The 26854-nt window shown below is 64.1% G+C and carries 24 protein-coding genes and 1 tRNA gene; 14 read left to right on the top strand and 11 right to left on the bottom strand.

Features of this window, described 5'->3' with window-relative positions; genetic code table 11:
• The first annotated feature begins 475 nt into the window (after positions 1-475).
• A complete protein-coding gene (pyk, locus tag KF827_RS06850; RefSeq protein ID WP_291002387.1) occupies positions 476-1909 on the top strand; it encodes a pyruvate kinase in 1434 nt (477 codons plus the stop codon).
• Positions 1910-1937: 28 nt separating this feature from the next.
• Positions 1938-2267, top strand: coding sequence for a DMT family protein (locus tag KF827_RS06845; RefSeq protein ID WP_291002383.1), 330 nt, complete (start codon positions 1938-1940; stop codon positions 2265-2267).
• A 181-nt stretch (positions 2268-2448) separates the two neighbouring features.
• Here the strand turns inward: KF827_RS06845 and phbB are convergent, their stop codons facing one another.
• The 3 genes from phbB to KF827_RS06830 form a co-directional block, all read right to left on the bottom strand.
• Complete coding sequence (gene phbB / locus KF827_RS06840; RefSeq protein ID WP_291002379.1) at positions 2449-3171, bottom strand: acetoacetyl-CoA reductase; 723 nt, start codon at positions 3169-3171, stop codon at positions 2449-2451.
• An 84-nt stretch (positions 3172-3255) separates the two neighbouring features.
• Complete coding sequence (locus KF827_RS06835) at positions 3256-4431, bottom strand: acetyl-CoA C-acetyltransferase (RefSeq protein WP_291002376.1); 1176 nt, start codon at positions 4429-4431, stop codon at positions 3256-3258.
• Between the two features lie 112 nt (positions 4432-4543).
• Positions 4544-5842 carry an alpha/beta fold hydrolase gene (locus tag KF827_RS06830; RefSeq protein ID WP_291002373.1) on the bottom strand — a complete coding sequence of 433 codons (1299 nt, stop codon included), beginning with the start codon at positions 5840-5842 and terminating at the stop codon, positions 4544-4546.
• 291 nt (positions 5843-6133) lie between these two features.
• Here KF827_RS06830 and phaR point away from each other — a divergent pair, with 291 nt between their 5' ends.
• From phaR to KF827_RS06800, 6 genes are read left to right on the top strand one after another with little or no spacing between them, the layout of a single operon-like run.
• The gene (gene phaR / locus KF827_RS06825; RefSeq protein WP_291002370.1) at positions 6134-6805 is read left to right on the top strand and encodes a polyhydroxyalkanoate synthesis repressor PhaR; all 672 of its coding nucleotides are present in this window, start codon (positions 6134-6136) and stop codon (positions 6803-6805) included.
• A gap of 34 nt (positions 6806-6839) precedes the next feature.
• Complete coding sequence (locus KF827_RS06820; RefSeq protein ID WP_291002367.1) at positions 6840-8726, top strand: adenylate/guanylate cyclase domain-containing protein; 1887 nt, start codon at positions 6840-6842, stop codon at positions 8724-8726.
• A 34-nt stretch (positions 8727-8760) separates the two neighbouring features.
• Positions 8761-9261, top strand: a complete 501-nt coding sequence (locus tag KF827_RS06815; protein WP_291002364.1) for a hypothetical protein — start codon at positions 8761-8763, stop codon at positions 9259-9261.
• Between the two features lie 38 nt (positions 9262-9299).
• Positions 9300-10802: a glycerol-3-phosphate dehydrogenase gene (gene glpD, locus KF827_RS06810; RefSeq protein WP_291002361.1), complete on the top strand. Its 1503-nt coding sequence runs from the start codon at positions 9300-9302 to the stop codon at positions 10800-10802.
• Positions 10799-11773, top strand: coding sequence for a 2-dehydropantoate 2-reductase (locus KF827_RS06805; RefSeq protein WP_291002357.1), 975 nt, complete (start codon positions 10799-10801; stop codon positions 11771-11773). The genes glpD and KF827_RS06805 overlap by 4 nt, the downstream gene beginning before the upstream one ends.
• A 29-nt stretch (positions 11774-11802) precedes the next feature.
• Positions 11803-12672 carry an alpha/beta hydrolase gene (locus tag KF827_RS06800; RefSeq protein WP_291002354.1) on the top strand — a complete coding sequence of 290 codons (870 nt, stop codon included), beginning with the start codon at positions 11803-11805 and terminating at the stop codon, positions 12670-12672.
• Positions 12673-12678: 6 nt separating this feature from the next.
• Here KF827_RS06800 and KF827_RS06795 read toward each other — a convergent pair whose 3' ends face one another.
• From KF827_RS06795 to KF827_RS06785, 3 genes are all read right to left on the bottom strand, one after another.
• Positions 12679-13452 (bottom strand): anti-sigma factor, encoded by a 774-nt coding sequence (locus tag KF827_RS06795; protein WP_291002351.1) that lies wholly within the window; start codon positions 13450-13452, stop codon positions 12679-12681.
• Entirely contained in the window at positions 13449-13997 is a 549-nt protein-coding gene (locus tag KF827_RS06790) for an RNA polymerase sigma factor (RefSeq protein ID WP_291002348.1), read from the bottom strand. The genes KF827_RS06795 and KF827_RS06790 overlap by 4 nt, the downstream gene beginning before the upstream one ends.
• Before the next feature lie 97 nt (positions 13998-14094).
• The gene (locus tag KF827_RS06785; RefSeq protein ID WP_291002345.1) at positions 14095-14478 is read right to left on the bottom strand and encodes a hypothetical protein; all 384 of its coding nucleotides are present in this window, start codon (positions 14476-14478) and stop codon (positions 14095-14097) included.
• A gap of 125 nt (positions 14479-14603) precedes the next feature.
• On the opposite strand from KF827_RS06785, the gene KF827_RS06780 reads away from it, so the two are divergent.
• Together KF827_RS06780 and KF827_RS06775 are read left to right on the top strand one after the other, a co-directional pair.
• Positions 14604-15152: a tetratricopeptide repeat protein gene (locus KF827_RS06780; RefSeq protein ID WP_291002342.1), complete on the top strand. Its 549-nt coding sequence runs from the start codon at positions 14604-14606 to the stop codon at positions 15150-15152.
• A 120-nt stretch (positions 15153-15272) separates the two neighbouring features.
• Positions 15273-15752, top strand: coding sequence for a hypothetical protein (locus KF827_RS06775; protein ID WP_291002339.1), 480 nt, complete (start codon positions 15273-15275; stop codon positions 15750-15752).
• Between the two features lie 20 nt (positions 15753-15772).
• On the opposite strand, the gene KF827_RS06770 is transcribed toward KF827_RS06775, so the two are convergent.
• Positions 15773-17344 carry an ABC transporter substrate-binding protein gene (locus KF827_RS06770; protein WP_291002336.1) on the bottom strand — a complete coding sequence of 524 codons (1572 nt, stop codon included), beginning with the start codon at positions 17342-17344 and terminating at the stop codon, positions 15773-15775.
• Positions 17345-17472: 128 nt separating this feature from the next.
• Here KF827_RS06770 and nikR point away from each other — a divergent pair, with 128 nt between their 5' ends.
• Positions 17473-17949 (top strand): nickel-responsive transcriptional regulator NikR, encoded by a 477-nt coding sequence (gene nikR / locus KF827_RS06765; protein ID WP_291002333.1) that lies wholly within the window; start codon positions 17473-17475, stop codon positions 17947-17949.
• Between the two features lie 23 nt (positions 17950-17972).
• Here nikR and KF827_RS06760 read toward each other — a convergent pair.
• The 4 genes from KF827_RS06760 to KF827_RS06745 all read right to left on the bottom strand — a co-directional run bounded on the left by KF827_RS06760 (position 17973) and on the right by KF827_RS06745 (position 22578).
• Positions 17973-18047, bottom strand: a tRNA-Gln gene (locus KF827_RS06760).
• Positions 18048-18114: 67 nt separating this feature from the next.
• Complete coding sequence (locus KF827_RS06755; protein WP_291002330.1) at positions 18115-18996, bottom strand: 4-(cytidine 5'-diphospho)-2-C-methyl-D-erythritol kinase; 882 nt, start codon at positions 18994-18996, stop codon at positions 18115-18117.
• Positions 18993-20783 carry a tetratricopeptide repeat protein gene (locus tag KF827_RS06750; RefSeq protein ID WP_291002327.1) on the bottom strand — a complete coding sequence of 597 codons (1791 nt, stop codon included), beginning with the start codon at positions 20781-20783 and terminating at the stop codon, positions 18993-18995. The genes KF827_RS06755 and KF827_RS06750 overlap by 4 nt, the downstream gene beginning before the upstream one ends.
• A gap of 133 nt (positions 20784-20916) precedes the next feature.
• Positions 20917-22578 (bottom strand): electron transfer flavoprotein-ubiquinone oxidoreductase, encoded by a 1662-nt coding sequence (locus KF827_RS06745; protein ID WP_291002324.1) that lies wholly within the window; start codon positions 22576-22578, stop codon positions 20917-20919.
• Between the two features lie 238 nt (positions 22579-22816).
• Between KF827_RS06745 and KF827_RS06740 the strand changes: the two genes are divergently transcribed.
• From KF827_RS06740 to KF827_RS06730, 3 genes are all read left to right on the top strand, one after another.
• On the top strand, positions 22817-23707 hold the full coding sequence (locus KF827_RS06740; protein WP_291002321.1) for a uracil-DNA glycosylase: 891 nt from the start codon (positions 22817-22819) through the stop codon (positions 23705-23707).
• Position 23708: 1 nt separating this feature from the next.
• Positions 23709-24932: an MFS transporter gene (locus KF827_RS06735; RefSeq protein ID WP_291002318.1), complete on the top strand. Its 1224-nt coding sequence runs from the start codon at positions 23709-23711 to the stop codon at positions 24930-24932.
• A gap of 137 nt (positions 24933-25069) precedes the next feature.
• Positions 25070-26851: a lytic transglycosylase domain-containing protein gene (locus tag KF827_RS06730; RefSeq protein WP_291002316.1), complete on the top strand. Its 1782-nt coding sequence runs from the start codon at positions 25070-25072 to the stop codon at positions 26849-26851.
• Positions 26852-26854: the final 3 nt, after the last annotated feature.

The raw sequence follows: 26854 nt of genomic DNA, 5'->3' as shown, positions 1-26854 counted from the left end.
AGTTTTATGGGCTCAGGTCAGCAACAACAATGTTGGATGTCGAGAGGCTTCTTACTGCTGAAAACTATCCATGTATTTCGTATATCTTTGCACCCCCTTTATCATATCCTAATTGCTCAATGCGTTTAATCGGGGCTACAGAGCATCAATACTTTTTTTACAATGCGATAGACCGAACTGCAGTGGTACTTCCAACTGACAAAGTTGAGCTGCGCTCGTCGGATGTCGAAGACTCGCATGGACTATTTGATATGATATGGGCGGTTATCCGATTTCCATCGGAGGTTTGGTCAAATTTAAAACTGATCTGGTCGCTAATCATCGAATAGATACAAAGATGTTAGCATTGGACAATATTTAATGATTGATATCGCGCCGGTTGGCTTCGGTTTCTATATATTGATTATAAAACACAGATTTCCTTGGCAGTGTCTCACAGAAGCCCTAACCTGTTGGCATTCAAGGGGGAGGCTGCATGCATAGCGAGCATAACGCTAAAAGGGCGCGCAACTGCAAGATTGTTGCTACCTTGGGTCCAGCCAGTTCGCGGCCGGATCAGATCAAGGCCTTGGTGGAGGCCGGCGCGGATGTGTTCCGGCTCAATTTCAGCCATGGCAGCCACGACGATCACCGCCAGCGCATCCATGCCGTGCGGGCGCTGGAGCGCGAACTGAACCGCCCGATCGGCCTGCTGGCCGATTTGCAGGGGCCGAAGCTGCGCGTGGGGGTGTTTGCCAAGGGTGGCGCCGACCTGCCGGCGGGCAAGCTGTTCCGCCTGGATTCCGATCCGGCGCCGGGCGATGCCAACCGGGTCTGCCTGCCCCATGGGGAGGTGCTGCAAGCCCTGCAACCTGGCACCGATCTGCTGTTGGATGACGGGAAGCTGCGGCTCAGGATACGCCGGACCGGTGGCGATTGGGCCGAAGCCGAGGTGATCGTCGGCGGTTATCTGAGCGACCGCAAAGGCGTGAACCTGCCTGGCGTGGTGATTCCGATGAGCCCGCTTACGCCCAAGGATCGTGCCGACCTGGCGGTGGCGCTGGATATGGGTGTGGATTGGGTGGCGCTCAGTTTCGTGCAGCGCCCGGAAGATCTGATCGAGGCGCGCGGTTTGATCGGCGGGCGTGCGGCCTTGCTGGCCAAGATCGAAAAGCCGGCGGCGATTGCCTGCCTGGAGGAATTGGTCGCCCTGGCGGATGCGCTGATGGTGGCGCGCGGCGACCTGGGCGTGGAATTGCCGCTGGCCGAAGTGCCGGGCCAGCAGAAGCGTATCGTGCGGCAGGCCCGCCGGGCCGGCAAGCCGGTAGTGGTGGCCACCCAGATGCTGGATAGCATGGTGAAGGCGCCGGTACCCACGCGCGCCGAAGTGTCGGATGTGGCCACGGCGGTGTATGACGGCGCCGATGCGCTGATGCTGTCGGCGGAAAGCGCGTCTGGCGATTATCCGGTGGAATCGGTGGCCACCATGAATGCCATCGCCGAGCAGGTGGAGCGCGACCCGCTCTATCGCGGCATCATGGATGCCGAACATGCCAGCCCCGATGCCACATCCGCCGATGCCATCACGGCCGCCGCTCGCCAGGTGGCGGAAACCATCGGGGCTGCGGCCATCGTTACCTATACGATGTCTGGTTCCACGGCCCTGCGCGCGGCACGCGAGCGGCCGAAATCGCCCATCCTCTGTCTCACGCCTTCGCTGGCCACGGCCCGGCGATTGGCGATTGCCTGGGGCATCAATCCAGTGGTATCGCCAGATGCGGTGAATTTCGCAGACATGGTGATGCGTGCAGTGGGGCGGGCGCGTGAGAGCGGCCTGGCCAAGCTGGGCGACAGCCTGGTGGTTACGGCCGGCGTGCCGTTCGGAACCCCGGGCGCTACCAACGTGTTGCGGATCGCCAAAGTGGAATAGGCCAAACCCAAACACCTAAGGTCCAACGATGACCACGATCCTGATGCTGCTCGGCTCCAATGTGCTGATGACCTTTGCCTGGTATTGGCACCTGAAATATCCCGAGCAGATTCTGTGGAAGGTGATCCTGATCTCCTGGGCTATCGCCTTCTTTGAATATTGCCTGGCGGTGCCGGCAAACCGCATCGGATTTTCCAGCGGGTTCAGCGCGGCGCAATTGAAGATCACGCAAGAGGTGATCACACTGGCGGTATTCGCGGTGTTTGCGATTTTCTATCTCGGCGAACCGCTGAAATGGAATTACTTCGCGGCCTTCGCCTGCCTGGTGGCGGCGGTGATCTTCATCTTCAAATTCTGAAAGCCGCGGCCACCGCGTAGGTGGGGGCATCGCCGCAATCGCCTAAATCGTCACCACCGGGCTTGTCCCGGTGGTCCATGCCTGACCCAGCAAAGCTGTTGAAGGATGGATGCCCGTAACAAGTACGGGCATGACGGCTGTTGGAATGGCCGACGATTTTCCTGTGCGGCATGGCGCCGCATCAATACATATGCTGGCCGCCGTTGATGCTGAGCGTGGAGCCGGTGATGAAACCGCCTTCATCGGCCACCAGGAACAACACGCCGCGCGCGATTTCCTCGGCGCGGCCCAGGCGGCCCACCGGAATCTTCGCCACGATCTTTTCCAGCACATTAGCCGGCACGGCGGCCACCATCTCGGTATCGATATAGCCCGGCGCGATGGCATTCACGGTGATGCCGCGCGCCGCGCCTTCCTGCGCCAAAGCCTTGGTGAAGCCATGGATACCGGATTTGGCGGCGGCGTAATTCACCTGGCCATACTGGCCGGCCTGGCCGTTGATCGAGCCGATATTCACCACGCGGCCAAAGCCGCGTTCGCGCATGCCGTCGATGGTGGCGCGGCACATGTTGAAGCAGCCACCCAGATTGGTGTCGATCACTTCCTGCCATTGCGGCGGGGTCATGCGATGCATGGTGCCGTCGCGGGTGATGCCGGCGTTGTTCACCACAACATCCACCGGGCCGAGCTCGCGCTCCACTTTCTTCACGCCTTCCACGCAGGCGTCGTAATCGGCGACGCTCCACTTATAGGCCTTGATGCCGGTCTCGGCCTCGAAGGCGCGGGCCTTCTCCTCGTTGCCGGCATAATTGGCCGCCACCTTGTAGCCGGATTGGTGCAACAGTTTGGAAATGGCAGCGCCGATACCTCGGGTACCGCCGGTGACGATTGCTACGCGCGACATGAAGCCTCCTCGGGTTTTTTATTTGGCGTCGCAGTTACAAAACGATGGAGGCGCTCCCCAGCGCCCCTTCGCAGGGTGCAGCGCTTAATCGCGCTGCACGCACATGGCAATGCCCATGCCGCCGCCGATGCACAGCGTGGCCAGGCCCTTCTTGGCATCGCGGCGCTGCATTTCATACAGCAGCGTTACCAACACGCGAGCGCCGGATGCACCGATCGGATGGCCGATGGCGATGGCGCCGCCATTCACGTTCACCTTGTCGGTATCCCAGCCGAGTTCCTTGTTCACGGCGCAGGCCTGGGCGGCGAAGGCTTCGTTGGCTTCCACCAGATCCAGATCCTTGGTGGTCCAGCCGGCTTTCTTCAATGCCGCGCGGCTGGCCGGGATCGGGCCGGTGCCCATGATCTTCGGGTCCACGCCGGATTGCGCCCAGCTGACGATGCGGGCCAGCGGCTTGATGCCGCGCTTCTTGGCTTCCTCGGCGCTCATCAGCACCACGGCGGCAGCGCCATCGTTGATGCCAGACGCATTGGCGGCGGTCACCGAGCCATCCTTGGCGAAGGCGGGGCGCAGCTTGGCCATGGTATCGATGGTGGCGCCATGGCGGATATATTCATCGGCATCCACCACCACATCGCCCTTGCGGCCCTTGATGGTGACGGGCACGATTTCGTCCTTGAACTTGCCGGCCTTCTGCGCGGCCTCGGCCTTGTTCTGGCTTTTGACGGCGAATTCGTCCTGCTGTTCGCGGGTGATCTGGAACTGCATCGCCACATTCTCGGCGGTGTTGCCCATGTGATAGCCGTTGAAGGCATCCCACAAACCATCCTTGATCATGGTATCGACGAAGCCGAGATCGCCCATCTTGTGCCCGGCGCGCAGATAGGCGGCATGGGGCGCCTGGCTCATGCTTTCCTGGCCGCCGGCAACCACCACGGCGCTGTCGCCGTTCTTGATCGCCTGGAAACCCAAGGCCACGGCGCGCAGGCCCGAGCCGCACAGCATGTTCACATTCCAGGCCGGCACTTCATTGGGCAGGCCGGCATTGATCGAAGCCTGGCGGGCGGGATTCTGGCCCTGCGCTGCGGTGAGGATCTGGCCCATGATCACTTCCGACACATCGGCAGGCGCCACGCCGGCGCGCTGCAGCGCGCCTTCGATCGCCACCTGGCCGAGATAATGCGCCGGCACGCCGCTGAGCGAGCCGTTGAACGAACCGACCGGGGTGCGGGCAGCCGCTGCAATAACGATCTCAGTCATGACGAGTTCCTCCAAATAATGACTGGCTGTGGGATTGCTGCAACGATACCGGGTGTGATGGTGTTGCGGCAAGCCCCGGGGATACGTGCTGCAGCCGACCAAGGTCGCAGATTTATGCAGGTTTCGCGGTTTCCAGCAGCCAATCAGCCAGGGGTTGCCATAAACCCTGCTCGGCGCGCGGGCCCACCACCATGCCGATATGGCCGCTGGGCGCATCATGGCGCCGGGCATCGGGCAGGGCGCGCCACAGCGCTTCCGCGCCGGCTTTGGGCACCAGCTTGTCGCGTTCGGGCAATACCACCATGGCAGGCTTGCGCCATTCCGCCGGTTGCACAGGCTTGCCGGCCACCAGCCATTTGCTGGCTGCCGGTGTATTCTCGCCATACCATTCCAGCAGGCATTCGCGTGCCACCGGGCCGGCCAACGGGATGCCGTCATTCAGCCAGTCTTCCATCGCGGTGAAGCGCAAGGCGGCGTCTGAATCCGGTTCCAGCCGCGAGAACTGGCTGAATTTCTTCAGCGCGGTGAGGGGATCCAGCGCCCAGAAGAAGCTTTGCAGCATGTCCACTGCCATGGGCTGCGGTTTCTCGCCTGGTTTGGCGGGGGCAGGAGCCAGGATCGGCGCCAAGCTTTTCACCAGGGCCGCCTGATGCGCGCCGCCGGCATGGAAATCCCACGGCGTGGCCAGCAGCGCCAGAGCCTGCACGGCTTGCGGCGCGCGCAAGGCGGCAGCCAGCGCGAGATTGCCGCCCATGCAATAGCCCAGCAGCAGCACGGGCTTTCCATTGTCGCGCTTCAATCGTCGCAGCCAGCGCGCGATGCGTTCGATATAGGCGGTCAGGTCGAAATCCAATTCGGCTTCGCCCGGCTCGCCCCAATCCACCAGCAGCGGATGCAGGCCGCGCCGGGCCAGATAGGCCGCCAGGCTCTGGCCCTGGTTCGCACCTTGGCCGGGCGCCAGGTCCAGCACGTAATGCCGGTTGACCAGGGATGGCACCATCAGCACCGGCTGGCCATCGCTGCCGTAATGCCGGCCCAGATCCAGCACCCGCGCGCTGCCTTCAGACAGGATCGCCGGCGCGGTATCGGCGGGTCGGCGATAGGGCGTGTCGCGGTAGGCCTGAATGCCGGTATTCAGGGCTGTAAGGCGGTTCAGCGCTTCTTCGGCCAGGGCCTTGGCGAAGGCCTCAGCCGGCTGGCTGGCGAGGTTTTGGCGGAGCGCGTCTGCGGTGTCTGGGTGCGGGCCGCTGCCCGGCTTCCAGAGCGGCCAACCGAGCTTCACACTCGGCCAGGCGGCGAGCGAGCTCAGCAGGATCAGGTTGGCCGTTGCCAGATGCAGCGGCAGCGGGCGCGGGCCCGGCCTGGTTTTCGCCTGCGGTGGCGGATTCGTGGGGTTTTCCGGGCGCGGCATGGGGTGTCACCGCCGCCGCATGATGCTGCCAGAGGCCCATCCACAGTCCGGCCATCTCCACCAATTTCGGATCGGTGGCGATGAGGCTGGCCTGTTCCTGCCAGAGGTCGAGGAAACGTTTGGCAAGTGCGTTGGCATCGCTGGTTTCATCCATGGGCAGAGTATAGCCAAAGTGACCCGGGCTGCCAGCCGGAAAGCCCGGTTTTCGCATTGCGGGGGCCCGACCCTTGCGCCGCAGCATGATTGCGGGTGATATATGAGTAATCGTGCGACCTAGGGGAGCGAAGACTCGTGGCAGAGACGCAAAATCCGACCGCGGCGCCGGCAATCAAGATCAAGAAATATGCCAACCGGCGGCTTTATAACACCGCAACGTCGTCATACGTGACGCTGGAAAATCTTTGCCAGATGGTGAAGGACGGCCAGGATTTCGTGGTGGAAGATGCCAAGACCGGCGAGGATATCACCCGTTCGGTACTCACGCAGATCATCTTCGAGGAAGAGGGCAAGACCGGGCAGAATCTGCTGCCGATCGGTTTCCTGCGCCGCCTGATCAGCTTTTACGGCGACAGCCTGCAAACCCTGGTGCCCAGCTATCTGGATGTTTCGATGGCATCCTTCCAGCGCAATCAGGAACAGATGCGGCAATACATGGCCGAAGCCTTCGGCGAGATGTTTCCGTTCCGTGGCCTGGAAGAAATGGGCCGGCAGAACATGGCGATGTTCCAGCGCGCAATGAGCGTGTTCAATCCGTTCGGCACCATCGGCGGCGAGGCAGGCACCATGCCCGGCTCTGCCTCTGGAAATGCATCCAGTGCCTCACCGGGATCGGCGCCGGGTGCGCCCATCGCCGCGCGCCCGGAGCAGCGTTCGGCTCAGCAGCCGCCCGAAGTGGACGCGCTGAAACAGCAATTGGAAGAGTTGCGCCGGCAGGTGGAAACCCTTGCCCGCATCAAACCCTGATCCCCGGCCCTGATTTCAGGTTGCCTGCCGCCATATGACCGGTCATAGAGCGCCAAGTTGGCGGATTAATATAGCCCTTGCGCTGGGCCTTGGCTTCGGCGTGCTGATGCTGCTGTCTGCGGTGGCCTTCGGCATCGCCATGTTTTCCGGCCGTGCCAATACCGTCGATCTGCTGCGGGATCGCAACGAACGCATCATCGACCGCGCGGTGGAGCGGGTGCGCAGCCAGCTCGATCCGGTGCGTGAGCATGTGATCGGCCTGCGCAACCGCGTCGATCGCGGCGATATCGATCTCAACGATACGAACCGCCTGGCCGATTACATGACAGCGGTGCTGGATGGCCTGCCGCAGATCGATGCCGTGGGCCTGGTGCGCGAAGACATGACCGCCACGCGCGTGGTGCGCCATCTGAATGGCGGCACCCAGGTGATGCAGGGCGGGCTGTATGATTATCCCGGCGCCGAGGGCCGCGTGGCGGAAACCCGCAAGATGATCGAGCGCATGCGGGATGCCGGCCTGTCCAGCGACCAGGCGGTCTGGGGCGATTTGATCTGGGAGCCGGCGATACGCCAGCCGCTGGTGAATCTGCGCGCGCCGCTGCTGCGGGATGGCAAGTTCCTTGGCGCGACGGCGGCGGTGTTTTCGATCAATACCCTGTCGCGCCAGCTCAGCGCCGACAGCATCGCCGGCGAAAGCATGAATTTCATCCTGGTGGATCGATATTCGGTGTTGGCGCATCCCAGCCTGGTTTACGAGGATTACCACCTGTCGGTGGAAAAACCGATGCCGAATCTGGAGGAGATCAACGATCCGGTGCTGGCTCGGATATGGAGCGGCCGCAAGGATGTGGCGTCGGCGCGGGCCATCGTGCGCGATCGTGGTGCGCATCTGGCGGAAGCCGAGGGCCGGCTGTGGATGTTCGTCTATCGCGAATTGCCCGGCTATGGTTCGCAACCCTGGCTGATCGGTCGTTATTTCCCTCTGGAAGAGGTGGATAACGAGGTCGTGCGTCTGCAATGGGCGGCGGCGGTGGGCGCGGTGGGGTTGCTACTGTCTATCTTGGTGGCCTGGCGGCTGGGCCGCGCCATCGGCAAGCCGATCCGCGCAATGGCGGAAGCCGCCGATAATCTGCGCAGCCTGGAATTCAATTCGGCGCCGCTGCCGCGTTTGCGTTTGCGCGAACTCGACGAAGCCGCCCAGGCGCTGAATGCCGCGCATCAGGCGCTCAACTGGTTCGGCAATTACGTGCCGCGCAAGCTGGTGAACCGCCTGCTGCGCGAGGGCGAAGAGGCAGTGAAGGTTTCCAAGCAGCGCGATGTAACCGTGCTGTTCACCGATATCGTCGGCTTCACCGCGATGTCTGAAAACATGTCCGCGCAGGAAACCGCCGATCTGCTCAACGAGCATTTCGCCTTGATGGCGGCATGCATCGAGGCGGAAGGCGGGGTGATCGACAAATTCATCGGCGATGCCGTGATGGCGATCTGGGGGGCGCTGAAGCGCGACGAGGATCAGGCCGCCCATGCCTGCCGCGCCGTGGCCGCCATCCATACGGCGCTGATCGAGGATAATGCCGCCCGCCGCGAACGCGGCCTGCCGACGCTGCGCGTCCGCTGCGGCCTGCATACCGGGCCGGTGGTGGTGGGCAATATCGGCGCGCCGGGCCGGCTGAACTACACCGTGGTGGGCGACACGGTGAATATCGCCCAGCGGCTGGAGCAACTGGGCCGCGACCATATGGCGGATGAAGACGAAATCCTGGTGCTGGCCAGCGGTGCCACGGTGCGGGCCGCGATGCTGGAACCCGAACCGCCGCTGGTGGGGATGCTGGCTGTGAAGGGCCGCATCGGCGAGGTGGAGGTTTACCGGCTGAATGGGCGGTTGAAGGAGCCGTTGGGCGAAGCGCCCGAATGCAAATGAAGGGGGCTTAACCCCCTCTTAAGAGATTCAGGGCATGAGTCCGAAACCCGCCATGCTCGATCGTGTCGCAACAATATCGCAAACCCCGGTTCGGCCCGATGAAAGCCGGGCCAGGGTCAATCATGGCCCGCCGCGCGGGCCCAAGGTGGATTTCGCCGCCGCCGCCAAGCCGCAATCCGAGCCTGAGGCCCAGGCGGAAACCGCATCCCAGGCCGCACCGGATACCGCCGCCCAGGCCGCGACCGGTTTTCCCCATCTGCGCCGCCGCACTGACCTTGCGGAAACCGGCCTGGCTGAAACCGGCGCACCCGCCAGTAAGGCCGAAGCCGCCGATCTGCCGCCGCATCTGGAACGCCGCCGGGCTTGGCGCGAGGCCAAGGGCATCGGTACCTTCCATGCGCAGAATTTGGCCCAAAACCAGGAGAGCGTGCCCGATGCCGAACAGCGCGCGGCGGCGCATGGCCTGTATCGCCAATGGGGCGGGCGCGGGCAACTGGATATCGACCTTGCGCAGCGGATCAGCGTAACCGTATAAACGCGGTTCCTGTTCCTGGTTTTTTGCGGTTTTCAAATATGCAGTCTGAGCCTGTAGACCTTTTGGTCATAGGTGGCGGAGTGAACGGCACCGGCATTGCCCGCGATGCCGCCGGCCGCGGCCTGAAAGTGGTGCTTGCCGAACGCGGCGATCTGGCCGGCGCCACTTCGGCCGCCGCCACCAAGCTGATCCATGGCGGCCTGCGCTATCTCGAGCAATATGAATTCCGGCTGGTGCGCGAGGCATTGGGCGAGCGCGAGGTGCTGCTCAAGCTGGCGCCGCATATCATCTGGCCGTTGCGCTTCGTGCTGCCGCATCATCCCGGCCTGCGCCCGGCCTGGATGATCCGCATCGGGCTGTTCCTCTACGATCATCTGGCCCGCCGGGTCAGCCTGCCGGGGTCGGTCGGGCTGAAACTGACCGGGGATCCGCGCGGCGCACCGCTGAAGCCGGAATTCCGGCGCGGCTTCGAATATTCCGATGGTTGGGTGGACGATGCCCGCCTGGTGGCGCTCAACGCCATGAGCGCGCAGGAATTGGGCGCCGAAATCCTCACCCGCACCGCCGTCACCGCCGCGCGGCGCGAGAATGGCCAATGGCAGGCCACGCTCACCGATGCAGGCGGCAATACCCGCCAGGTGGCGGCGCGCGGCATCGTCAATGCCGCCGGGCCCTGGGTGCGCGACACGCTGATCGGGGCCTTTGGGCAACAGCCGAAAAACGGCATCCGCCTGATCAAGGGCAGCCATATCGTCACGCGCCGGCTGTTCGAGGGCGAGCATTGCTACATCTTCCAGAATGCCGATGGCCGCGTGCTGTTCGCCATCCCCTATGAACAGGATTTCACCCTGATCGGCACCACCGATGTGGCGCTGGATCATCTGGACGGTGCGGCGCATATCTCGGAGGCCGAGACCGACTACCTGATCGCGGCGGCCGGCGAATATTTCAAGGCGCCGATCACACGCGACATGATCGTATGGTCGTTTGCCGGCGTGCGGCCGCTCTATGATGATGGCGAGAACGATCCTTCCGCCATCACCCGCGATTACGTGCTGGACCTCGAAGGCGGCGCCGCGCCGCTGCTCTCGGTCTATGGCGGCAAACTCACCACCTATCGCCGCCTGGCCGAACATGCGATGGAAAAGCTGCAGCCTTTCTATCCCAAGCTCGGTCCCGGCTGGACGCATGGCAAGCCGCTGCCGGGCGGCGATTTCACCAGCTTCGAGGCATTGCTGGCCGATCTGCTGGCGCGCTATCCGCAACTCGATGCCGCATGGCTGCGTCGTCTGGCGCGTCGCCATGGCAGTCATCTGCCGGCCTTGCTGGGGGATGCGAAAACCATTGCCGATCTGGGTGAGGATTTCGGCGGCGGCCTGTATGCCATCGAAGTGGATTGGCTGATGCGGCGCGAATGGGCGTTAGATGCCGACGACGTATTATGGCGCCGCACCAAATGCGGCCTGCGGGTCACAGCCGCGCAGCGCGAAAGGCTGGCGGCCTGGATGGCGGATCGTGCGAGCGAAGGAGCGCGCCGATGAAGATCGCTATCGTCGGCGCAGGCGCGATCGGTGGCTATTTCGGCGGTGTGCTGGCCCGTTCGGGTGCGGAGGTAAGCCTGCTGGCGCGCGGCCCGCATCTGCAGGCGATCCAGGCCAGGGGGCTGCGGATACAGACCGCCGATGGCGAGGATTTCACCGTGCATCCCAAGGCCAGCGACGATCCGGCGGCGCTGGGCCGGCAGGATGTGCTGATCATCAGCGTGAAGGCACCGGCCTTGCCGGCCCTGGCACCGCAACTGGCGCCCATGCTGGGGCCGGATACCGCCATCGTCACCGCGATGAACGGCATTCCCTATTGGTATTTCCATGCCTATGCCGGGCCGGTTGCCGGGCGGCATCTGAAAGCCGTGGATCCCGATGGCGCGATTTGGCGCGCCTTGCCGCCCGAGCGGGTGATCGGCGGCGTGGTGCGGCTGCCATCCTCGGTGCCGGAGCCCGGCGTAATACGTGGGCTGACCAGGGCCAATCTGGCATTGGGCGAACCCGACGGCACGCAATCGCCGCGCCTTGCCAGCATTTCCCAGGCCTTGATGGCGGCGGGCATCAATGCGCCGATGCGCAGCGATATCCGCCACGATATCTGGGTGAAGCTGCTGGGCAACATGGCGTTCAGCCCGTGTTCGGTGCTCACCGGCGGCACCCAGGCGCAGGTCGCGGCCGATCCCGCCATGCGTGCGGTGCTCACGGCCCTGATGCGGGAAGGCCAGAGCGTGGGCGAGGGGCTGGGCATCCGTTTCGAGGTGAGCGTGGAGCAGCGCGTGACCGAAGGCGGCGGCGTGGCTTTGCATAAGCCATCCATGCTGCAGGATTGGGAAGCCGGCCGGCCGATGGAAATCGAAAGCATCATCGGCGCGGTGGCCGAACTTGCGGCCATGCAGGGCATCGCCACGCCCACCATCGCTATCGTTCTGGCTTTGCTGCGCCGCAAGGCGGCCCTGCAGCAGGCATAGCAGCAGCAAGCAAAGCATAGGAACGGCTCATGGATTGGCGCAGCCTTTCACCGGCGGAACTCGAGGCCCATTACAATCCGCGCATTGCCGTGCCGGATTTCGCGGTGCATTTCGAGGCCTACAAGACCCGCTCGGCGGAAACCCATAAACGCATCGGCGGGCAATTCGATCTGCGCTATGGCCCCGGTCCGCTGCAAACCTACGATCTGCATGTTCCGCCGCATGCCTTGGCAGGCGCCAAGGATGCGCCGCTGCTGATCATCGTGCATGGCGGCTATTGGCGCGGGCTGGATAAAAGCCTGCATGGTTTTCTGGTAGAGCCGTTTCTCAAGGCCGGCGCGGTGGTGGCGAATATCAATTACGATCTCTGCCCCGCTGTGTCGCTGGATGTGATCGTGCGGCAGACCCAGGAAGCCATTGCGCATCTGGCCGGCCAGGCGGCTGGCTTCGGCGCCGATCCGGCCAGGCTGTTCCTGCTCGGCCATTCCGCTGGCGCGCATCTTGCGGCTGCCGCCTATGCCTTGCCCTGGCCCAAGGATCTGGGCGCGCGGCCCAAACCGGCCGGTCTGGCGCTGGTATCGGGCGTTTACGATCCCGAGCCGGTGCTGCATGTTCCGGTGAATGCCGAGATCGGCCTGGATGGTGCCACCGCCAGGCGCAACAACGTGGTCGCCCAGCCGCTGCGCCTGCCGCAATCCCGTGTGCTGGTGGCGGTGGGCGATGCCGAACCGCAGGCCTGGATCGAACAGAGCCTGGATTTCCATTCCGCCTGCCGCGATGCCGGCACGCCGGCCGATCTGATGCGGATTTCCGGCGGCAACCATTTTTCCATCCTGTATGCGGCGGCCGAAGCGAACCAGCCGCTGGCATCGGCGCTGATCAGGATGATGGGTTTGTGATCGGCTTCAGTTGATCAACTGCGCATAAACCTCGCGCGCGATCGGCAGCATGGCATCGCGGCGCAACGGCCCCACCAGGGCATAGCCATAGCCGTTATCCACCCAGTAGAAGCCGGTGGCGCCATTCTCTTCCGTTACGCGGAAGCTGCTATCCTCGCCGGGCTCGCCATCGCGGATATACAGCGTCAGCCGTTCGCCGCGCGGATTTTCGTACATGAATTGCGCCGCCAGATCCTTGCGGCCTGCGGGCAGCAGGCGGCCGCCCACCAGATTGAAGCCGGCATTGCCCAGATAAGGCGCCTTCAACTGCGTGCCCAGCCGCTTCGACAGCCAGGCCACCAGATGCTTTTCTTCCGAGGCCGGCACCTCCACCGCATGCAAAACCTCGGCGGTGTAGATGGCATGGGCGCGCGCTGCCTCGCGCGGCAGCGGCGGCAGTGGATTGCCGCCGAAGCGAGCATGGCCCCACCAGCCCGCGCCGCCGCCGAGAATGGCCACCAGCAACAGCGCGGCCAGGCGCGGCGCGATGCTGCGGGCATGGTCCAGCAGGCTGGGCCGGGCAAATACCGCGCGCATCGCCGCCGGCACCGGCTCGGCTTCGTCCAGCGGGAAGGCGGCGCGCAAGGCATCGGCCTGCGCCGCCCAGGCTTCCACCTTGCGGCTCGCCTCGGCATCCTGCAGCAGATGCGCTTCCACGCGGGCGCGGTCGGCGGCTGTCAGTTGGCCATCCACATAGCCATGCAGCAGGGCGTCGTCGATGATGCTTTCGGGCTGGCTCATTTCACCCTCTTCAATCCTGGCCGCAGGCGCGGGCGGTTCGGATCGGCGCCGCTCTCGCCCGCCATCAGAATGCGCAGTCGCTCGCGCGCCCTGGTCAGGCGCGACATCACGGTGCCCAGCGGCACGCCTTGCGCCCGCGCTGCTTCTTCATAACTCAAACCCTCCACGCCGATCAGCAGCAACAGGCTGCGATGTTCGGGCGCCAGCATGTCCAGTGCGTTTTGCAGATCCTGCAATTCCAGTTTTTCCCATTGCCCGCCGCTCACCGCCGGGCCGGGATGATCCTCGTCCAGCATCGCCGCATCGGGGCGGATCGCCTCGCGCCGCAGCCGGTTGCGCCATGTATTGTGCAGAATGGCAAACAGCCAAGGCCTGAGCGCGCCATCATCGCGGCGCTGGTTCCAGGCCGCCAGGGCTTTGGTCAGGCAATCCTGCACCAGATCGTCGGCCGCCGCCGCATCGCGCAGCAGGCCGCGCGCATGCCGGCGCAGCCGGGGAATCTCGGCTTCGATGGCATGCGGGGCAGGGCGGCGGAAAGGCAGCATTGCGGGCATCTTACAAGGTAAGACAACCGAATGCCGGGTTTATTCCCGCCGCCCGATGATTGGCCCCGAAATCAGGGCCGCGCAATCAGGGCCAGAATCAGGGCCGCGCCACCCGCCAGATATTGTTGAAACCCTCTCCGGTGGTGTCGCCCGGCTTCTGATCCCGCATCCAGGTATAAAGCGGCTTGCCCTTGTAGGCCCATTGCTTGCCGCCATCGTCGCGGGTGATCACGCTCCAATCGCCGCTGGCGCTGGCGCCATCCGCTGCCATCAACGGCGGCCAGTTCTGTGCGCAGGGGCCGTTGCAGGCGGATTTTCCGGGCGTGCTGTCGCGGTCGAAGGTGTAGAGCGTCATGCTCTTGCCATCGACCAGCACCTGGCCGATGCCGGTATCGGCGGATTTGGCAGGCGCCATGCTGCCGGCACAGGCGGCAAGGCTGAAGGCCAGCATGGCGGCGGCCAGAATGGGTGCGGTTTTCATCGGGTGGGTTCCTTCCCAAAAAATGCAGTTGCCTATGGTTAGACAGTCCGACGCACAAAAAATTCCTCACCTCTCGCAAAAGAGTGAACTTGCCGAAAGGCCGAGGGCGGCCTACCATCATCGTCATGCGCAGACTCGCTGTCCTGCTGGTTTCGGCCCTGTTCATGCTGCCCTTGCCGGGTGTTGCGGCGGAGGCGGAAGGCCTTGATGCGCTGTTCGACAAACTCTACGAAACCGAAAATCCCATCGAGGCGCGCCAGATCGAACGCAAGATCTGGGAGGCCTGGAGCCGCTCGGAGTCCGATACGCTGAACACGCTGCTGGCCTCCGGCACCGAGGTGATGAATAGCGGCGATTATGCCCGTGCGGTCGCCATCTTCTCGGCGATGATCGACCTGAAGCCGGATTTCGCCGAAGCCTACAACAAGCGCGCCACCACCTATTTCCTGGCCGGCAATTACGCCGCTTCGGTTGCCGATGTTGAGCGCACGCTCAAGCTGGAGCCCCGGCATTTCGGTGCGCTCAGCGGCCTCGGCCTGATGATGGAGCGGCTGGATAACCTGCCCGAGGCGATCCGCGCCTATCAGCGCGCGCTGGCTGCCAATCCGCATATGCCGGAATTGCCAAGCCGGCTGAAGGATGTGCGCCGCAAGCAGGATGCCAGGGAATTGTAAGCGGGAATTGCCGCTGAACGTTTTTGCTGAAAATCTTTCGCCTCAGCCGTGATTTCGCCATGATTGCCGCGCAGGATCACACCCGTCATCACTCACGTGTCATGCGCCGGAGTTGCCGCGATGGCCAGGAATGTAGCGAACACCCAGAAAACCTCGAAGCCAGCCCTGGCGCTTATGGCGCTGGCTGCAACATTGTTGCTGTTGAGCGCCGCGCCGGCCAAGGCGGATAGTTTCTATTTCGGCTATTCCGGGGGCTATTACGGGCCGCCCGGGCATCGCTATCGCGGTCCGCCGGATCGTTATCGCTACAGCAATTGGGGCCCGCCGCCGGTCTATTACCGCGCGCCGCCGCCCCGGGTGGTCTATGTAGAGCCACCGCCGCCGCGCGTGGTTTATGTGCAGCCGCCCGTTCAGTATCAGCCACCTGTGCAATACCAGCAGCCGGTCATCTCAGCCGTGCCCAGCAGCCCGGTCTACCAGGCCAGCAACGGCCAGTATTGCCGCGAATACCAGAGCAGTGTGATGGTTGGCGGCGTGCCGCAGCCCAGCTACGGCACCGCCTGTCTGATGCCCGATGGCGTCTGGCGCGTGGTGAATTGATTCCGATCAGGTGATTCCGATCAGGGCCGGAAATCCATCGCCATGGTGTATTGATCGGCACGGGGCTGATGTTTCAGCCCATGTCGTACCGCCCAGCTTGCCATTTCGTGGTGCAGAGGAATCAGCGCGAGATCGTCCATGGCGATTTCCGTGGCCCGGATCAGCGCCAATTCCCGCTTGCCATCCTCCACCGTTGCCAAGGCTTCACCCAGCAAGCGATCGAATGCCGGGTTAGACCAACGGCCGCGATTTGAGCTACCCATTCCGCTCGCGCGGTCATATGTGGCAAGCAGGCCGCGCAAGGGTGAGGAAGGTTCGCCGGTGCCGGCGCCCCAACCCACCAGAAACAGGCTGAATTCCGGCTTCGACGCGCGGGTGACGAAGACATTCCACGGCATCACCTCCACCTTCGCATTGATGCCGGCCCGCGTCAGCATTGCGGCCACCGCTGGCAGAATCTGGCCGTCATTCAAGAACCGGTCGTTGGGGCCGTGCAGGGTGAGGGTGAAGCCATCCTTGTAGCCAGCTTCGGCCAGCAATCTGCGGGCTGTGCTCTGATCGGCCGGCATCGCCTTCAGGCGCGGGCTTACGCCAAACATGCCTTCGGGCAGCAATTGCGCGGTGGGGATAGCCTCGCCCTGCATGATCTGGCTTGCCAATGCATCGCGGTCGATGGCTTTTGAAATGGCCTGTCGCACTTTCAGGTCGCGCAGGGGATTCTTCGTCAGCGGAGTGCCGGTACCATCGGTGGCAAAAGGCGTGGTTTCCCGGCCGGTATCGGGAAACAGGAAAACCACTTTGTTGGATGTGGTGGCCGATATGGCAACTTTCTGATGTTGGCGCAGTTCGGATAGCATGGCCGGCGGCGGGGCTTCGATGGCATCCACATCACCCGCCAGCAGGCCGGCCACCCGGGCCTGGCCGTTGCGCATGAAGCGCAGTTCAACGCGCTCCCATGGCGGAGTGCCGCCCCAATAGCCAGGATAGGCCTGCAATTCGATGGCTTCGCCGCGCTTGAAGGAAACCAGGCGATATGGGCCGGTGCCGATGGCGGCACTGCCGCTGTTGAAATCCTCCGTGCTGGCCTGTTCGGCCCGCGCCGATATGATCGGTACCAGGCTAAGATCGTTGGGCAGCAGGGGATGCGGCTGCGCGGTGCTGAGCCGCAGGGTGAGGGGATCGACGATTTCGGCGGTTGTCACCGCGCGGGTATAAAGCGCGAAGCTGGAAGGGCTGTTAAGCACTTTCGGTGCGCGGGCCAGGCTGGCAACCACATCCTTGGCCGTGAAGTCGCTGCCATCGTGGAATTTCACGTTGGGCCGCAGCTTGATTTCCCAGGTCGTCGGATCGACGGGCGTCCAGCTCAAGGCCAGGCCAGGGCGCAGTTGCTGCCGTTCGTCCTGCCGGATCAGTGTATCGAATACATGGCGGGATGCGGCGTTGTTGGAACTGGTATTGTGGAAATGCGGGTCCATTGCAGTGATGTCGGTAGCCAGGCCGATACCCAGCCGGCCGCCATCAGCGCGGGCATCCGCGCAGGTAAGTCCCGCAAACAGCAATGCAACGCCGACCATCCCCGCAAAACCGCGCATCTATCGTCCCCCTTATTCTGTCTGGGCAAGGCAGACGGCAAAGTAATACGATTTTTTATTTTTTCATACATTAATTCGATAAGGCCGGCCGCATGGTATTCTGCCCGGGCACTTACCGGGGACCGGACATGGAACGTTTCACTGTTTCGCTGGATGGCGATTTGCTCGCCGAGTTCGACCGCTATATCGAAGGCAAGGGCTACGAAAACCGCTCCGAGGCGGTGCGGGATATCCTGCGTGAGCGGCTGCGTGCCGAGCAATTGGCGCCGAAGGCGGCGGTGGGCGATTGCGTGGCCTGCCTGTCCTATGTCTACAACCATCATGAACGCGAATTGCCCAAGCGGGTGATGGATGCCCAGCATGCCAGCCATGACCTTGTGCGCTCCACCATGCATGTGCATCTGGACCATGATTACTGTATGGAAATCGCCGTGCTGCAGGGGCCGACGCAGGCCGTGCACCGTTTCGCCGACGCGTTGATGGCGGAAACCGGTGTGATGCATGGCAAGCTGTCGGCGATCCCGGTCGACATGCATGTTGCCGGCGGGCAGGGCCACAAGCATCGCGGCCATGCTCTCCACAGCCATGCTAGGCCGAAGGTCTGATCCTGATTTTCCGGAAGGATTGCTGGCTGGGGCGGGAGGATTCGAACCTCCGCATGGCGGTACCAAAAACCGCTGCCTTACCGCTTGGCTACGCCCCAGCAGGCGGGCCGGAAGATAATCGGATCATTCCGGGATTTCCAGCCTCGGCACGGGGCTAAATAGGCCTTAAATCGCCGTTGCGGCTACCCACCAGGCGGGATGTGCGCGGCTCAGGCTCTGGGCGGCGATCTGCGCCAGGCGAGCCTCGCCGAACAGCCCGAAACAGGTGGCGCCGGAGCCCGATAGCCGGGCCAGCAGGCAACCGCCCTGGCCGCGCAAGGCCGCCAGCACGGGGTCGATTTCAGCCGCCAGGAAACGCGCCGGCGCTTCCAGGTCGTTACGCCGCGCGCGTAACTGGATCGCCAGATCGGCGGCGCTGGCCGGCGCTTCGCTGAGCGGTTGCGATGGCCCGAAGCGGCCACCCAGCGCCGCGAATACATCCTTGGTGGCCAGGCTCACACCGGGATTGGCCAGCACCAGCCAGCAGGCGGGCAGGGCGGGGGCGGGCTGCAATATGTCGCCGATGCCCTGCATCAGCATCGGCCGGTTTTGCAGGCAGACCGGAATATCCGCGCCGAGCCTGAGGCCGATGGCAGCCAGGGCTGCGTCATCGAGATCGAGGCGCCAGAGCCGGCGCAGGGCTTTCAGCGCAGCCGCTGCATCCGCCGATCCGCCGCCGATGCCGGATGCCACCGGCAGCCGCTTGGTGAGCGTGAGTTTGGCATGCGGCGCGATGCCGGCCTGTTCGGCCAGCGCGCGGGCGGCGCGCAGCACCAGATTGTTTGGCGTATCGCTGTTCAGCGCTGTGGCGAAAGGCCCGTCGATGGTCAGCGAGAGCTGATCGGCCGGCTCGGCAAGCAGGCTGTCGCAGGCGGCTTCATCTTGGGCGAACACCGCCAGGCTTTCCAACTGGTGATAGCCCCGGTGAGGGTCGTTTTGCCGCTTGCCGACGACATGCAGGAAAAGGTTGATCTTGGCGGGCGCGGCGAGGGCTAGGCCGCCGCTCACTTCGCCGCGACCGGATCGAGGCCGACTTCCAGCTTGCGCTTCACCTGTTGCTCAAGCTCGGCATCGGGCTTCAGGCCCAGGGCGCGGCGCCACTGGAATTGCGCCTCGGCGCGGCGGCCGACTTTCCAGTAAGCATCGCCCAGATGATCGGTGATCACCGGATCCGAGCCTTTCAGTTCCACCGCGCGTTCCAGATTCACCACGGCTTCCGGATAGCGGCCCAGCCGGTAATAGGCCCAACCCAGGCTGTCCACGATGGCGCCATCATTGGGCCGCAACGCCACGGCGCGCTTGATCATATCGGTGGCCACGTCGATATTGCGGCCCATATCCACCCAGGTATAGCCCAGATAGTTCAGCACCATCGGCTGCTCGGGCTGCAATTCCAGCGCCTTCTGCATGTCGGGCTCGGCCTTGGGCCATTGCTTCGAACGTTCATAGGCGATGCCGCGGGCGAACAGGATGAACCAGTGGCGCTGTTCCAGTTGCGGCACGCGCTCCAGCGCTGCGGTGTATTCCCGGGCGGCTTCTACCCACATTTCCGATTGCCGGTAGAGATCGCCCAGCGTCAGCAGCGGGCGGTAATCGTCGGGATTGGCGGCGGCGGTACGGCGCAGCATGCGCACGGCGGCCTCGCGTTCGCCCATCTCGTAGGTGCTCACCGCGATGCGGGTCTGCGCCATCTCGCCATACACGCCTTGCGGATTCACCTTGGCATAGGTGTCGATGGCGCGTTGCCAATGCTTGCGCGATTCGTAGATGTCGCCCAGCAGCACACGGGCATCATCCATGTCGGGCCGCAGGGTCAGCGCCAGTTGCAGATGCAACTCGGTCAACTCGCCGCCATCGTTGCGGCCGAAGGCATTGGCGGCGGCATACAGGCTTTCGGCGAAACCATCCTGGGCATTGCCCACCAGCGGCGCCAGGGTTGTGGCATTCTGCGGACCCAGCAGCCGCTTCATCGCAGCCTGCAGGGTGGCATTCTCGGGGCTGAGATCGAGGCTGCGCTGCACCAGGGCGCGCGCTTCCTCGGTGCGGCCCATGCGTTGCAGCAGGCGGGCATAGCCATCGGTTTGCCGCGCCCCCACCCGTTCGGGCGTTTCGGCGGCGGCGGCATACACTGCCAGCGCCTCGTTGCTCAGGCCCAGGGCTTCCAGCAGCAAAGGCTTGAGATGGTCATGCACACCGCCGAATAGCGGGTTGCGGTCCAGCCGCGCCAGCGCCGCCTTGGCGGCATCGGCATTGCCCTTGCCCACTTCGGCCCAGGCGGCGATCAGCGGATTGAACGCGCCATGAATGCCGCCTTGCGGGCCGCTGGCCACCATCGCCAGGGCGGCATCGTAATCCCGCCGCAAGATCGCATTGCTGGCAATCGCCATGCGCGCCATATGGTCGTTCGGATTCAGCACCAGCAGGGCAGGCGCCAGTTCCATTGCCTTGGGCGTGTTGCCGGCGGCCAGCAGCGACAGGAAGGCGCCTTGCACCACCTGTGCGTTGTTGGGATCCAGCGCCATGGCGCGCTGGTAATAGGCGGCGGCGGCGACGTAATCGCGGTTCAGCCGGGCATGGCGCGCGGCCAGGAAATGGCCATAGGCGGAATCCACTTCCTGCGGCGGCAGTTGGTAGGGCGTGCTGTCGCTGTAAACCCGCTGGCTCGGCGGTTTTGCGCAACCGGCCAGCAACAACGCCAGGCCCGCCATGGCAAGCGGCATGCCCAGGCGCGAAATCCGCCGGGGCAGGCGGAAGCGGGCGCTAGGGCCGGCATGCTGCATGGGTACGGGCTGCATGGATGCGTGCTGCGTGGATATTTGCTGCATGGATACTGTCTTGCCCATCAACACCCTCTTACCGAAGCCAGACTCGCAGCCGCCTTCAAACAACCTTGCAAACAGCATAGCGCTGCGCTGCGGGCAATTGATATCACATATTCGGATAGTTGGGGCCGCCGCCGCCTTCGGGCACGACCCAGTTGATATTTTGGGCGGGATCCTTGATGTCGCAAGTCTTGCAGTGAACACAATTTTGCGCGTTGATCTGGAAGCGCGGGTTACTCCCATCGGCATCGCGCAGCACTTCATACACGCCAGCCGGGCAATAGCGCTGCGCCGGCTCGTCATACATCGGCAGATTCTTGGCGATCGGAATGCTCGGATCCTTCAGCCGCAGGTGGATCGGCTGATCCTCCTCATGGTTGGTCGACGACAGGAATACCGAAGACAGCTTGTCGAAGCTCACCTTGCCATCCGGCTTCGGATAGACGATCGGCTTGCATTGCGCGGCCGGCTTCAGGGTTTCAAAATCCGCCTTGCCGTGCTTCGAGGTCCAGGGCACCAGGAAGCCCAGGCCCAGGTCGTTCAGCCACATATGGATGCCGCCCACCATGGTGCCCAGCCACATGCCGTATTTCAGCGCGGGCTTCACGTTGCGCACCTTCCACAGATCCTTCCAGGTCCAGCTGGCGCGCACGGCCTCCGGATAGGCGGTCAACTCGTCGCCGCCCTCGGAGCCGTTCTTCAATGCATCGAATGCCGCCTCGGCGGCCAGCATGCCGGTCTTCACGGCATTATGGCTGCCCTTGATGCGCGGCACGTTCACGAAGCCGGCCGAACAGCCGATCAGCGCGCCGCCCGGGAAGGTGAGTTTCGGAATCGATTGCAGGCCGCCCTCGTTGATGGCGCGCGCGCCATAGGCGATGCGTTTGCCGCCCTCGAAGAAATGCCGCACGCTGGGATGGGTTTTGAAACGCTGGAATTCATCGAAAGGCGAGAGATAGGGATTTTCGTAATTCAGGTTCACCACGAAACCCACGGCCACCTGGTTGTCTTCCAGGTGATACATGAAGCTGCCGCCGGCAGTGCGGCTATCCAGCGGCCAGCCCTGGGTGTGCACCACCAGGCCGGGCTTATGCTGGGCCGGGTCGATCTGCCACAATTCCTTGATGCCGATGCCGAATTTCTGCGGCTCCACGCCCTCGCGCAGCTTGTATTTGGCCTGAATTTCCTTGGCCAGCGAGCCGCGCACGCCTTCGGCGATCAGCGTATATTTGGCGCGCAGTTCCACGCCCGGCGTGTAGCTGCTTTTGTGTTCGCCGTCGCGGCCGATGCCCATGTCGCCGGTGGCCACGCCCACCACTTCGCCCTTGTCGCCATACAGCACTTCGGCCGCCGCGAAGCCCGGAAAGATTTCCACGCCCAGTTCTTCCGCCTGACTCGCCAGCCAGCGGCACACGTTGCCCAGCGAGACGATGTAGTTGCCGTGATTGTTCATCAGCGGCGGCAGCATGAAATTCGGCACCGGAATGTGGTTCGCTTCGGTCAGGATCATGAAGCGGTCGTCGGTCACCGGCGTGTTGAGCGGTGCGCCCTTTTCCTTCCAGTCCGGGATCAACTCGTTCAGGCCGATCGGGTCCACCACCGCGCCGGAAAGAATATGCGCGCCGACTTCCGAACCCTTTTCGATCACGCAGACCGAGATGTCGTGGTCATGCTCGGCGGCGAGCTGCTTCAGCCGGATGGCGGCGGACAGGCCGGACGGACCGGCCCCAACCACCACCACATCATATTCCATCGTTTCGCGTTCCATCGCTTCCACCGGGGCTTAGGATGGCCAGAATGCTGGCCGAGATTGCTGACAGGGGTTGCGAACCTGGGATGCAGATCCGGCTGCCAGCTTGACTATATGCCTCTGCTTACCAGACAATACCGGCCAAGCCAACGGCGCGGGCAGCGGCCAAACCAAGGGGCCGGACCTTATGCATACCAATGATTTAAACCCGGAAAGCGGGTCCGGCGGCCATCTGCCGCAAGGGAATGAGGGGGCGATGCCTGCCTGGGCCGGAGAAAGCCTGAGCGCCGGCGCCCTGCTGCGGTTTTATATCGATGCCGGTGCCGATGAATGCATCGGCGATGTGGCGCTGGATCGTACGCAACTTGAACGTAAGCCGGCCTCCGAGTCTGCGGCCCGGGCCGCTGCCAAAGCCACCGGCCATTCGGGGGGCGGCCAAGCTGGTGCTGCCGCCGAACCCCGCTCTGCGGCCATGCGCGCGCCGCCCGACCGCATGGCGGCCACGCCGGCCATGCTGTCGGCCCAGGCGATGCAAACCGCAGCCAGCCAGGCCGCGCTGGCCTGCCGCGACATTCCGGTATTGGCCAAGGCGGTGGCGGCGTTCGATGGCTGTGCGCTGAAGGCCACGGCAACCAACACGGTGTTCGCGCGCGGCAACCCGCAGGCTCCGGTGATGCTGATCGGCGAGGCGCCGGGGCGCGAGGAAGATGCCCAGGGCAAGCCGTTCGTGGGCGAAAGCGGGCGGTTGCTGGATCGCATGCTGGCCGCCATCGGCCGCAGCGAGGACGACACCTATATCAGCAACGTGATCTTCTGGCGGCCGCCCGGCAACCGCGATCCCTCGCCGGAGGAAATCCTCGCCTGCAAGCCATTCGTAGAGCGCCATATCGCCCTGGTGAAACCCAAGCTGCTGGCTTTCGTCGGCCGCCATGCCGCCGCCACCCTGCTTGGCACCACAACCGGCATCACCCGGCTGCGCGGCAATTGGCAGACCTATCGCCTGCAGGATCCCGATTTCGGGGCGATGGAGATTCCGGCCTTGCCGATGCTGCACCCGGCCTATCTGCTGCGTCAGCCCGGCATGAAGCGCGAGGCCTGGCGCGACATGCTGGCACTGGCCGAGAAACTGCAACAGCTGGACCATTAGCATGTTCTACGGCTGGGTGGTGGTCGCGGCGGTTTTCACCCTGCTGTTTGTCGGGTTTGGCGCCACCTATACATTCCCGGCATTCTTCGAACCGCTGCAACTGGAATTCGCCGCCACGCGCGGCACCATATCGCTGGTTTTCGGTTTTGCCGGCTTCCTCTATTTCATCCTGGGCATCCTCAGCGGGCCGCTGGCCGATCATTACGGCCCGCGCCGGGTGATCGGCTTCGGCGTGCTGTGCATGGCGCTGGGCCTGGCCGTTGCCGGCATGGCCGATAGCCTGATTGTCGTGCTGCTGGCCTATGGCCTGGGCGTGGGCGTGGGCATGGGCTTCATCTATGTGCCGGCCATCGGCACGGTGCAGCGCTGGTTCGTGGCCCGGCGCGGCCAGGCATCGGGCTATGCCGTGATGGGGATCGGGCTTGGCACCATGGCGATGCCGCCATTGGCTGCCTGGGTGATCGATGGCCTGGGCTGGCGGCAAAGCTATCTGCTGCTGTCGGTCGGCTTTCTGCTGTTGGCTGGGGCCGCCACGTTGGTGATGCGCGCTTCGCCGCAGGCCATGGGGCTGGCACCCGATGGCGCTGTAGCGCGCCCCGCCGCTGCCGGCGCGTCTGCGCCGCTGCCCGGGTTCACCCTGGCCCAGGCATTGCGCCATCCGGTTTTCTGGTGGCTGTATCTGGCTTCCGCGCTGTGTTGTATCGGCACCTTCGTGCCCTTCGTGCATCTGGCTGCTTATGCCCAGGATCAGGGTCTTACGCGCGGGCAGGGGGTATGGCTGGTCGGGTTGATCGGCGTAGGCTCCACCCTGGGCCGTTTCGTGCTTGGCGGGCTGGCCGATCGCATCGGTCGCAGCCGCAGTTTCGCCCTGGTGATTCTCGGCGCGGGGGTCATGCTGGGGTATTGGCTGCTGGCCAGCAGCTTCCTGGCCCTGGCGCTGTTCGCCATCGGCTTCGGCATCGTCTATGGCGGCTTCGTGGCCCTGGCGCCGGCCTATATGGTAGACCTGTTCGGTGCCCGTGCGGCCAGCGCGGTGATCGGCGCGCTCTATACCAGCGTGGCTTTCGGCACCCTGGTGGGGCCCACCCTGGCCGGTATGGCCTTCGATCATTGGGGCAGCTATGCCGTGCCGATCCTGGCTTGCGCGATTTCCTGCCTGATCGGTGCCGGCATAGCCGCGCTGCTGCCCGCACGGCTGGCTATACCGGAGGAGCAGGCTCGCTAACTGAGGCGCATGCGCGCAAAGGTTGATAAATCCACACTTGCTGCCCTTGCTGCAATCAGGTAACCAAGGCCGCGATGGGCAGCAACCGGATCAGAAAAATCTTCCCGCGAGGCCGTTTCACCGCAATAGCGGGCCTGTTGGCCTGCCTACTGTTGCTGCCGGCCGGGCTGGTGCTTGCCCAGCCCCAAGACGGGCTGCCGCAGGTGCTGAGCAACGAGGATGCCGAACGCTATGGCCGCATCTTCGAATTGCAGGCTGGCGGCGACATGGCGGCGGCCGAACGCGAGTTGAAGCGGATCAAGGAACCGGTGCTGCGCGGCCATGTGCTGCAGCAGCGCTATCTGCATCCCAGCGCCTATAATGCCAGCTATGCCGAATTGCTGGCCTGGATGCAGCAATACCGCGATCATCCCGGCGCCGAGGAAGTCTATCGCCTGGCTTTGCGCAAGAAGGCCCGCAAGGACAAGGCGCCGCCGGCGCCGGTGGGCGCCGAACTGGGTGATTTCAGCGGCGATCCCGGCAGCGTGGCCACGGCGCGCTCGCGCCCGCAGCCGAAGGAGCGCGACCCGGCCAGCGCGCGGATGATTGCCGCGGCGGAGGTTGAATTCCTGCAATTGCTGCGGCGCGACCGGCTTGCCCAGGCCGAGGCCTTGCTCAACAAGCCCGATATCCGCAGCCGGCTTTCGGCCTCTGAATATGATGATTGGCGCCGCCGCCTGGCCTGGGTGCGCTTGCTGGATGGCGACGATGAAAAGGCGCTGGAACTTGCCGCCGCATCCGCCCGCCGTTCCCGCGCCAGAGTGCCCGAAGCCGATTGGGTGGCCGGTCTGGCCGCCTGGCGGCTGGGGCGTTACGACAATGCCGCGCATCATTTCGAGCATCTGGCTTTCTCGCAAACCGCTTCCAACTGGGACAAGGCGGCCGGCGGCTGGTGGGGCGCGCGGGTGATGCTGCGCCTGCGCCAGCCCGGCGAAGCGCTGCGCCTGTTGCAGGAATCCGCCAGCCAGGAACGCACCTTCTATGGCCTGCTTGCGCTGGGCCAACTGGGCCAGGAACCGCAGCTATCCTGGGATCCGCCGCCGCTTGCCGCCGAGGATGTGGACAAGCTGCTGAAGATGCCCGCCGTGCGCCGCGCCATCGCACTGAGCGAGACCGGCGAGGCGGTGCGGGCAGACCGCGAAATCGCCCGGCTATTCGCACAATCCAGCGATCAATTCGCCGCCGCCCTGCTTGGGCTGGCCGGCCGCTTGCAGGCCCCGGCCTCGGCCATGCGCATCGGCCTGGCCTGGCGCAGCGTGAAGGGCGAGGCCTACGATATCGCCATGTATCCGCTGCCGCCCTGGGAGCCGGAAGGCGGCTTCGTGCTGGATCGTGCGCTGATCTTTGCCTTCATGCGCCAGGAAAGCGCTTTCAATCCGCGCGCCCAGAGCACGGCCGGCGCCACCGGCCTGATGCAGTTGATGCCGCGCACGGCAGGCTCGATGGCCGGCGATTCCTCGCTGCGCAGCAAGAATGGTCGCCACAAGCTTTATGCGCCGGAATACAATATCGAACTCGGCCAGCGCTATTTGCAGCATCTGCTGGAAATGCCGATGATCCGCGGCAACCTGTTCCATCTCGCCGCCGCCTATAATGGCGGGCCGGGCAACCTGCAGCGCTGGCTGCGCGAGAACAAGACCGACGATCCGATGCTGTTCATCGAAACCATTCCGCTGTCGGAAACCCGCACCTTCGTGCAGCGTGTGTTGACCAATCATTGGATTTACCGCGACCGCATCGGCCAGCCGCGCGACAGCCTGCTTTCCGCCGTGAGCGGCAGTTGGCCGGTTTATCGCGCCCATGATAGTATGTCGGCCCCGGATAATCAGACCGCCGCCAGCCAGACTACAGCCAGCCAGGCCGCCGAAAAGAAACCATAGAGC

Origin of the sequence: Ferrovibrio sp. (genome assembly GCF_019636075.1) — a bacterium.
GTDB lineage: Bacteria > Pseudomonadota > Alphaproteobacteria > Ferrovibrionales > Ferrovibrionaceae > Ferrovibrio.
The sequence above is the reverse complement of the archived record's forward strand: the minus strand, read 5'-3'. Positions and strand labels throughout refer to the sequence as shown.

Coding starts and splice junctions, on each gene's coding strand:
- glpD (WP_291002361.1), top strand. CDS start 9,300: ATGCAGTCTGAGCCTGTAGACCTTTTGGTCATAGGTGGCGGAGTGAAC.
- KF827_RS06820 (WP_291002367.1), top strand. CDS start 6,840: ATGACCGGTCATAGAGCGCCAAGTTGGCGGATTAATATAGCCCTTGCG.
- nikR (WP_291002333.1), top strand. CDS start 17,473: ATGGAACGTTTCACTGTTTCGCTGGATGGCGATTTGCTCGCCGAGTTC.
- KF827_RS06745 (WP_291002324.1), bottom strand. CDS start 22,578: ATGGAACGCGAAACGATGGAATATGATGTGGTGGTGGTTGGGGCCGGT.
- KF827_RS06775 (WP_291002339.1), top strand. CDS start 15,273: ATGGCCAGGAATGTAGCGAACACCCAGAAAACCTCGAAGCCAGCCCTG.
- KF827_RS06805 (WP_291002357.1), top strand. CDS start 10,799: ATGAAGATCGCTATCGTCGGCGCAGGCGCGATCGGTGGCTATTTCGGC.
- pyk (WP_291002387.1), top strand. CDS start 476: ATGCATAGCGAGCATAACGCTAAAAGGGCGCGCAACTGCAAGATTGTT.
- KF827_RS06790 (WP_291002348.1), bottom strand. CDS start 13,997: ATGCTGCCTTTCCGCCGCCCTGCCCCGCATGCCATCGAAGCCGAGATT.
- KF827_RS06770 (WP_291002336.1), bottom strand. CDS start 17,344: ATGCGCGGTTTTGCGGGGATGGTCGGCGTTGCATTGCTGTTTGCGGGA.
- phbB (WP_291002379.1), bottom strand. CDS start 3,171: ATGTCGCGCGTAGCAATCGTCACCGGCGGTACCCGAGGTATCGGCGCT.
- KF827_RS06735 (WP_291002318.1), top strand. CDS start 23,709: ATGTTCTACGGCTGGGTGGTGGTCGCGGCGGTTTTCACCCTGCTGTTT.
- KF827_RS06845 (WP_291002383.1), top strand. CDS start 1,938: ATGACCACGATCCTGATGCTGCTCGGCTCCAATGTGCTGATGACCTTT.
- KF827_RS06835 (WP_291002376.1), bottom strand. CDS start 4,431: ATGACTGAGATCGTTATTGCAGCGGCTGCCCGCACCCCGGTCGGTTCG.
- KF827_RS06800 (WP_291002354.1), top strand. CDS start 11,803: ATGGATTGGCGCAGCCTTTCACCGGCGGAACTCGAGGCCCATTACAAT.
- KF827_RS06785 (WP_291002345.1), bottom strand. CDS start 14,478: ATGAAAACCGCACCCATTCTGGCCGCCGCCATGCTGGCCTTCAGCCTT.
- KF827_RS06795 (WP_291002351.1), bottom strand. CDS start 13,452: ATGAGCCAGCCCGAAAGCATCATCGACGACGCCCTGCTGCATGGCTAT.
- KF827_RS06815 (WP_291002364.1), top strand. CDS start 8,761: ATGAGTCCGAAACCCGCCATGCTCGATCGTGTCGCAACAATATCGCAA.
- KF827_RS06740 (WP_291002321.1), top strand. CDS start 22,817: ATGCCTGCCTGGGCCGGAGAAAGCCTGAGCGCCGGCGCCCTGCTGCGG.
- KF827_RS06830 (WP_291002373.1), bottom strand. CDS start 5,842: ATGCCGCGCCCGGAAAACCCCACGAATCCGCCACCGCAGGCGAAAACC.
- KF827_RS06750 (WP_291002327.1), bottom strand. CDS start 20,783: ATGCAGCCCGTACCCATGCAGCATGCCGGCCCTAGCGCCCGCTTCCGC.
- KF827_RS06780 (WP_291002342.1), top strand. CDS start 14,604: ATGCGCAGACTCGCTGTCCTGCTGGTTTCGGCCCTGTTCATGCTGCCC.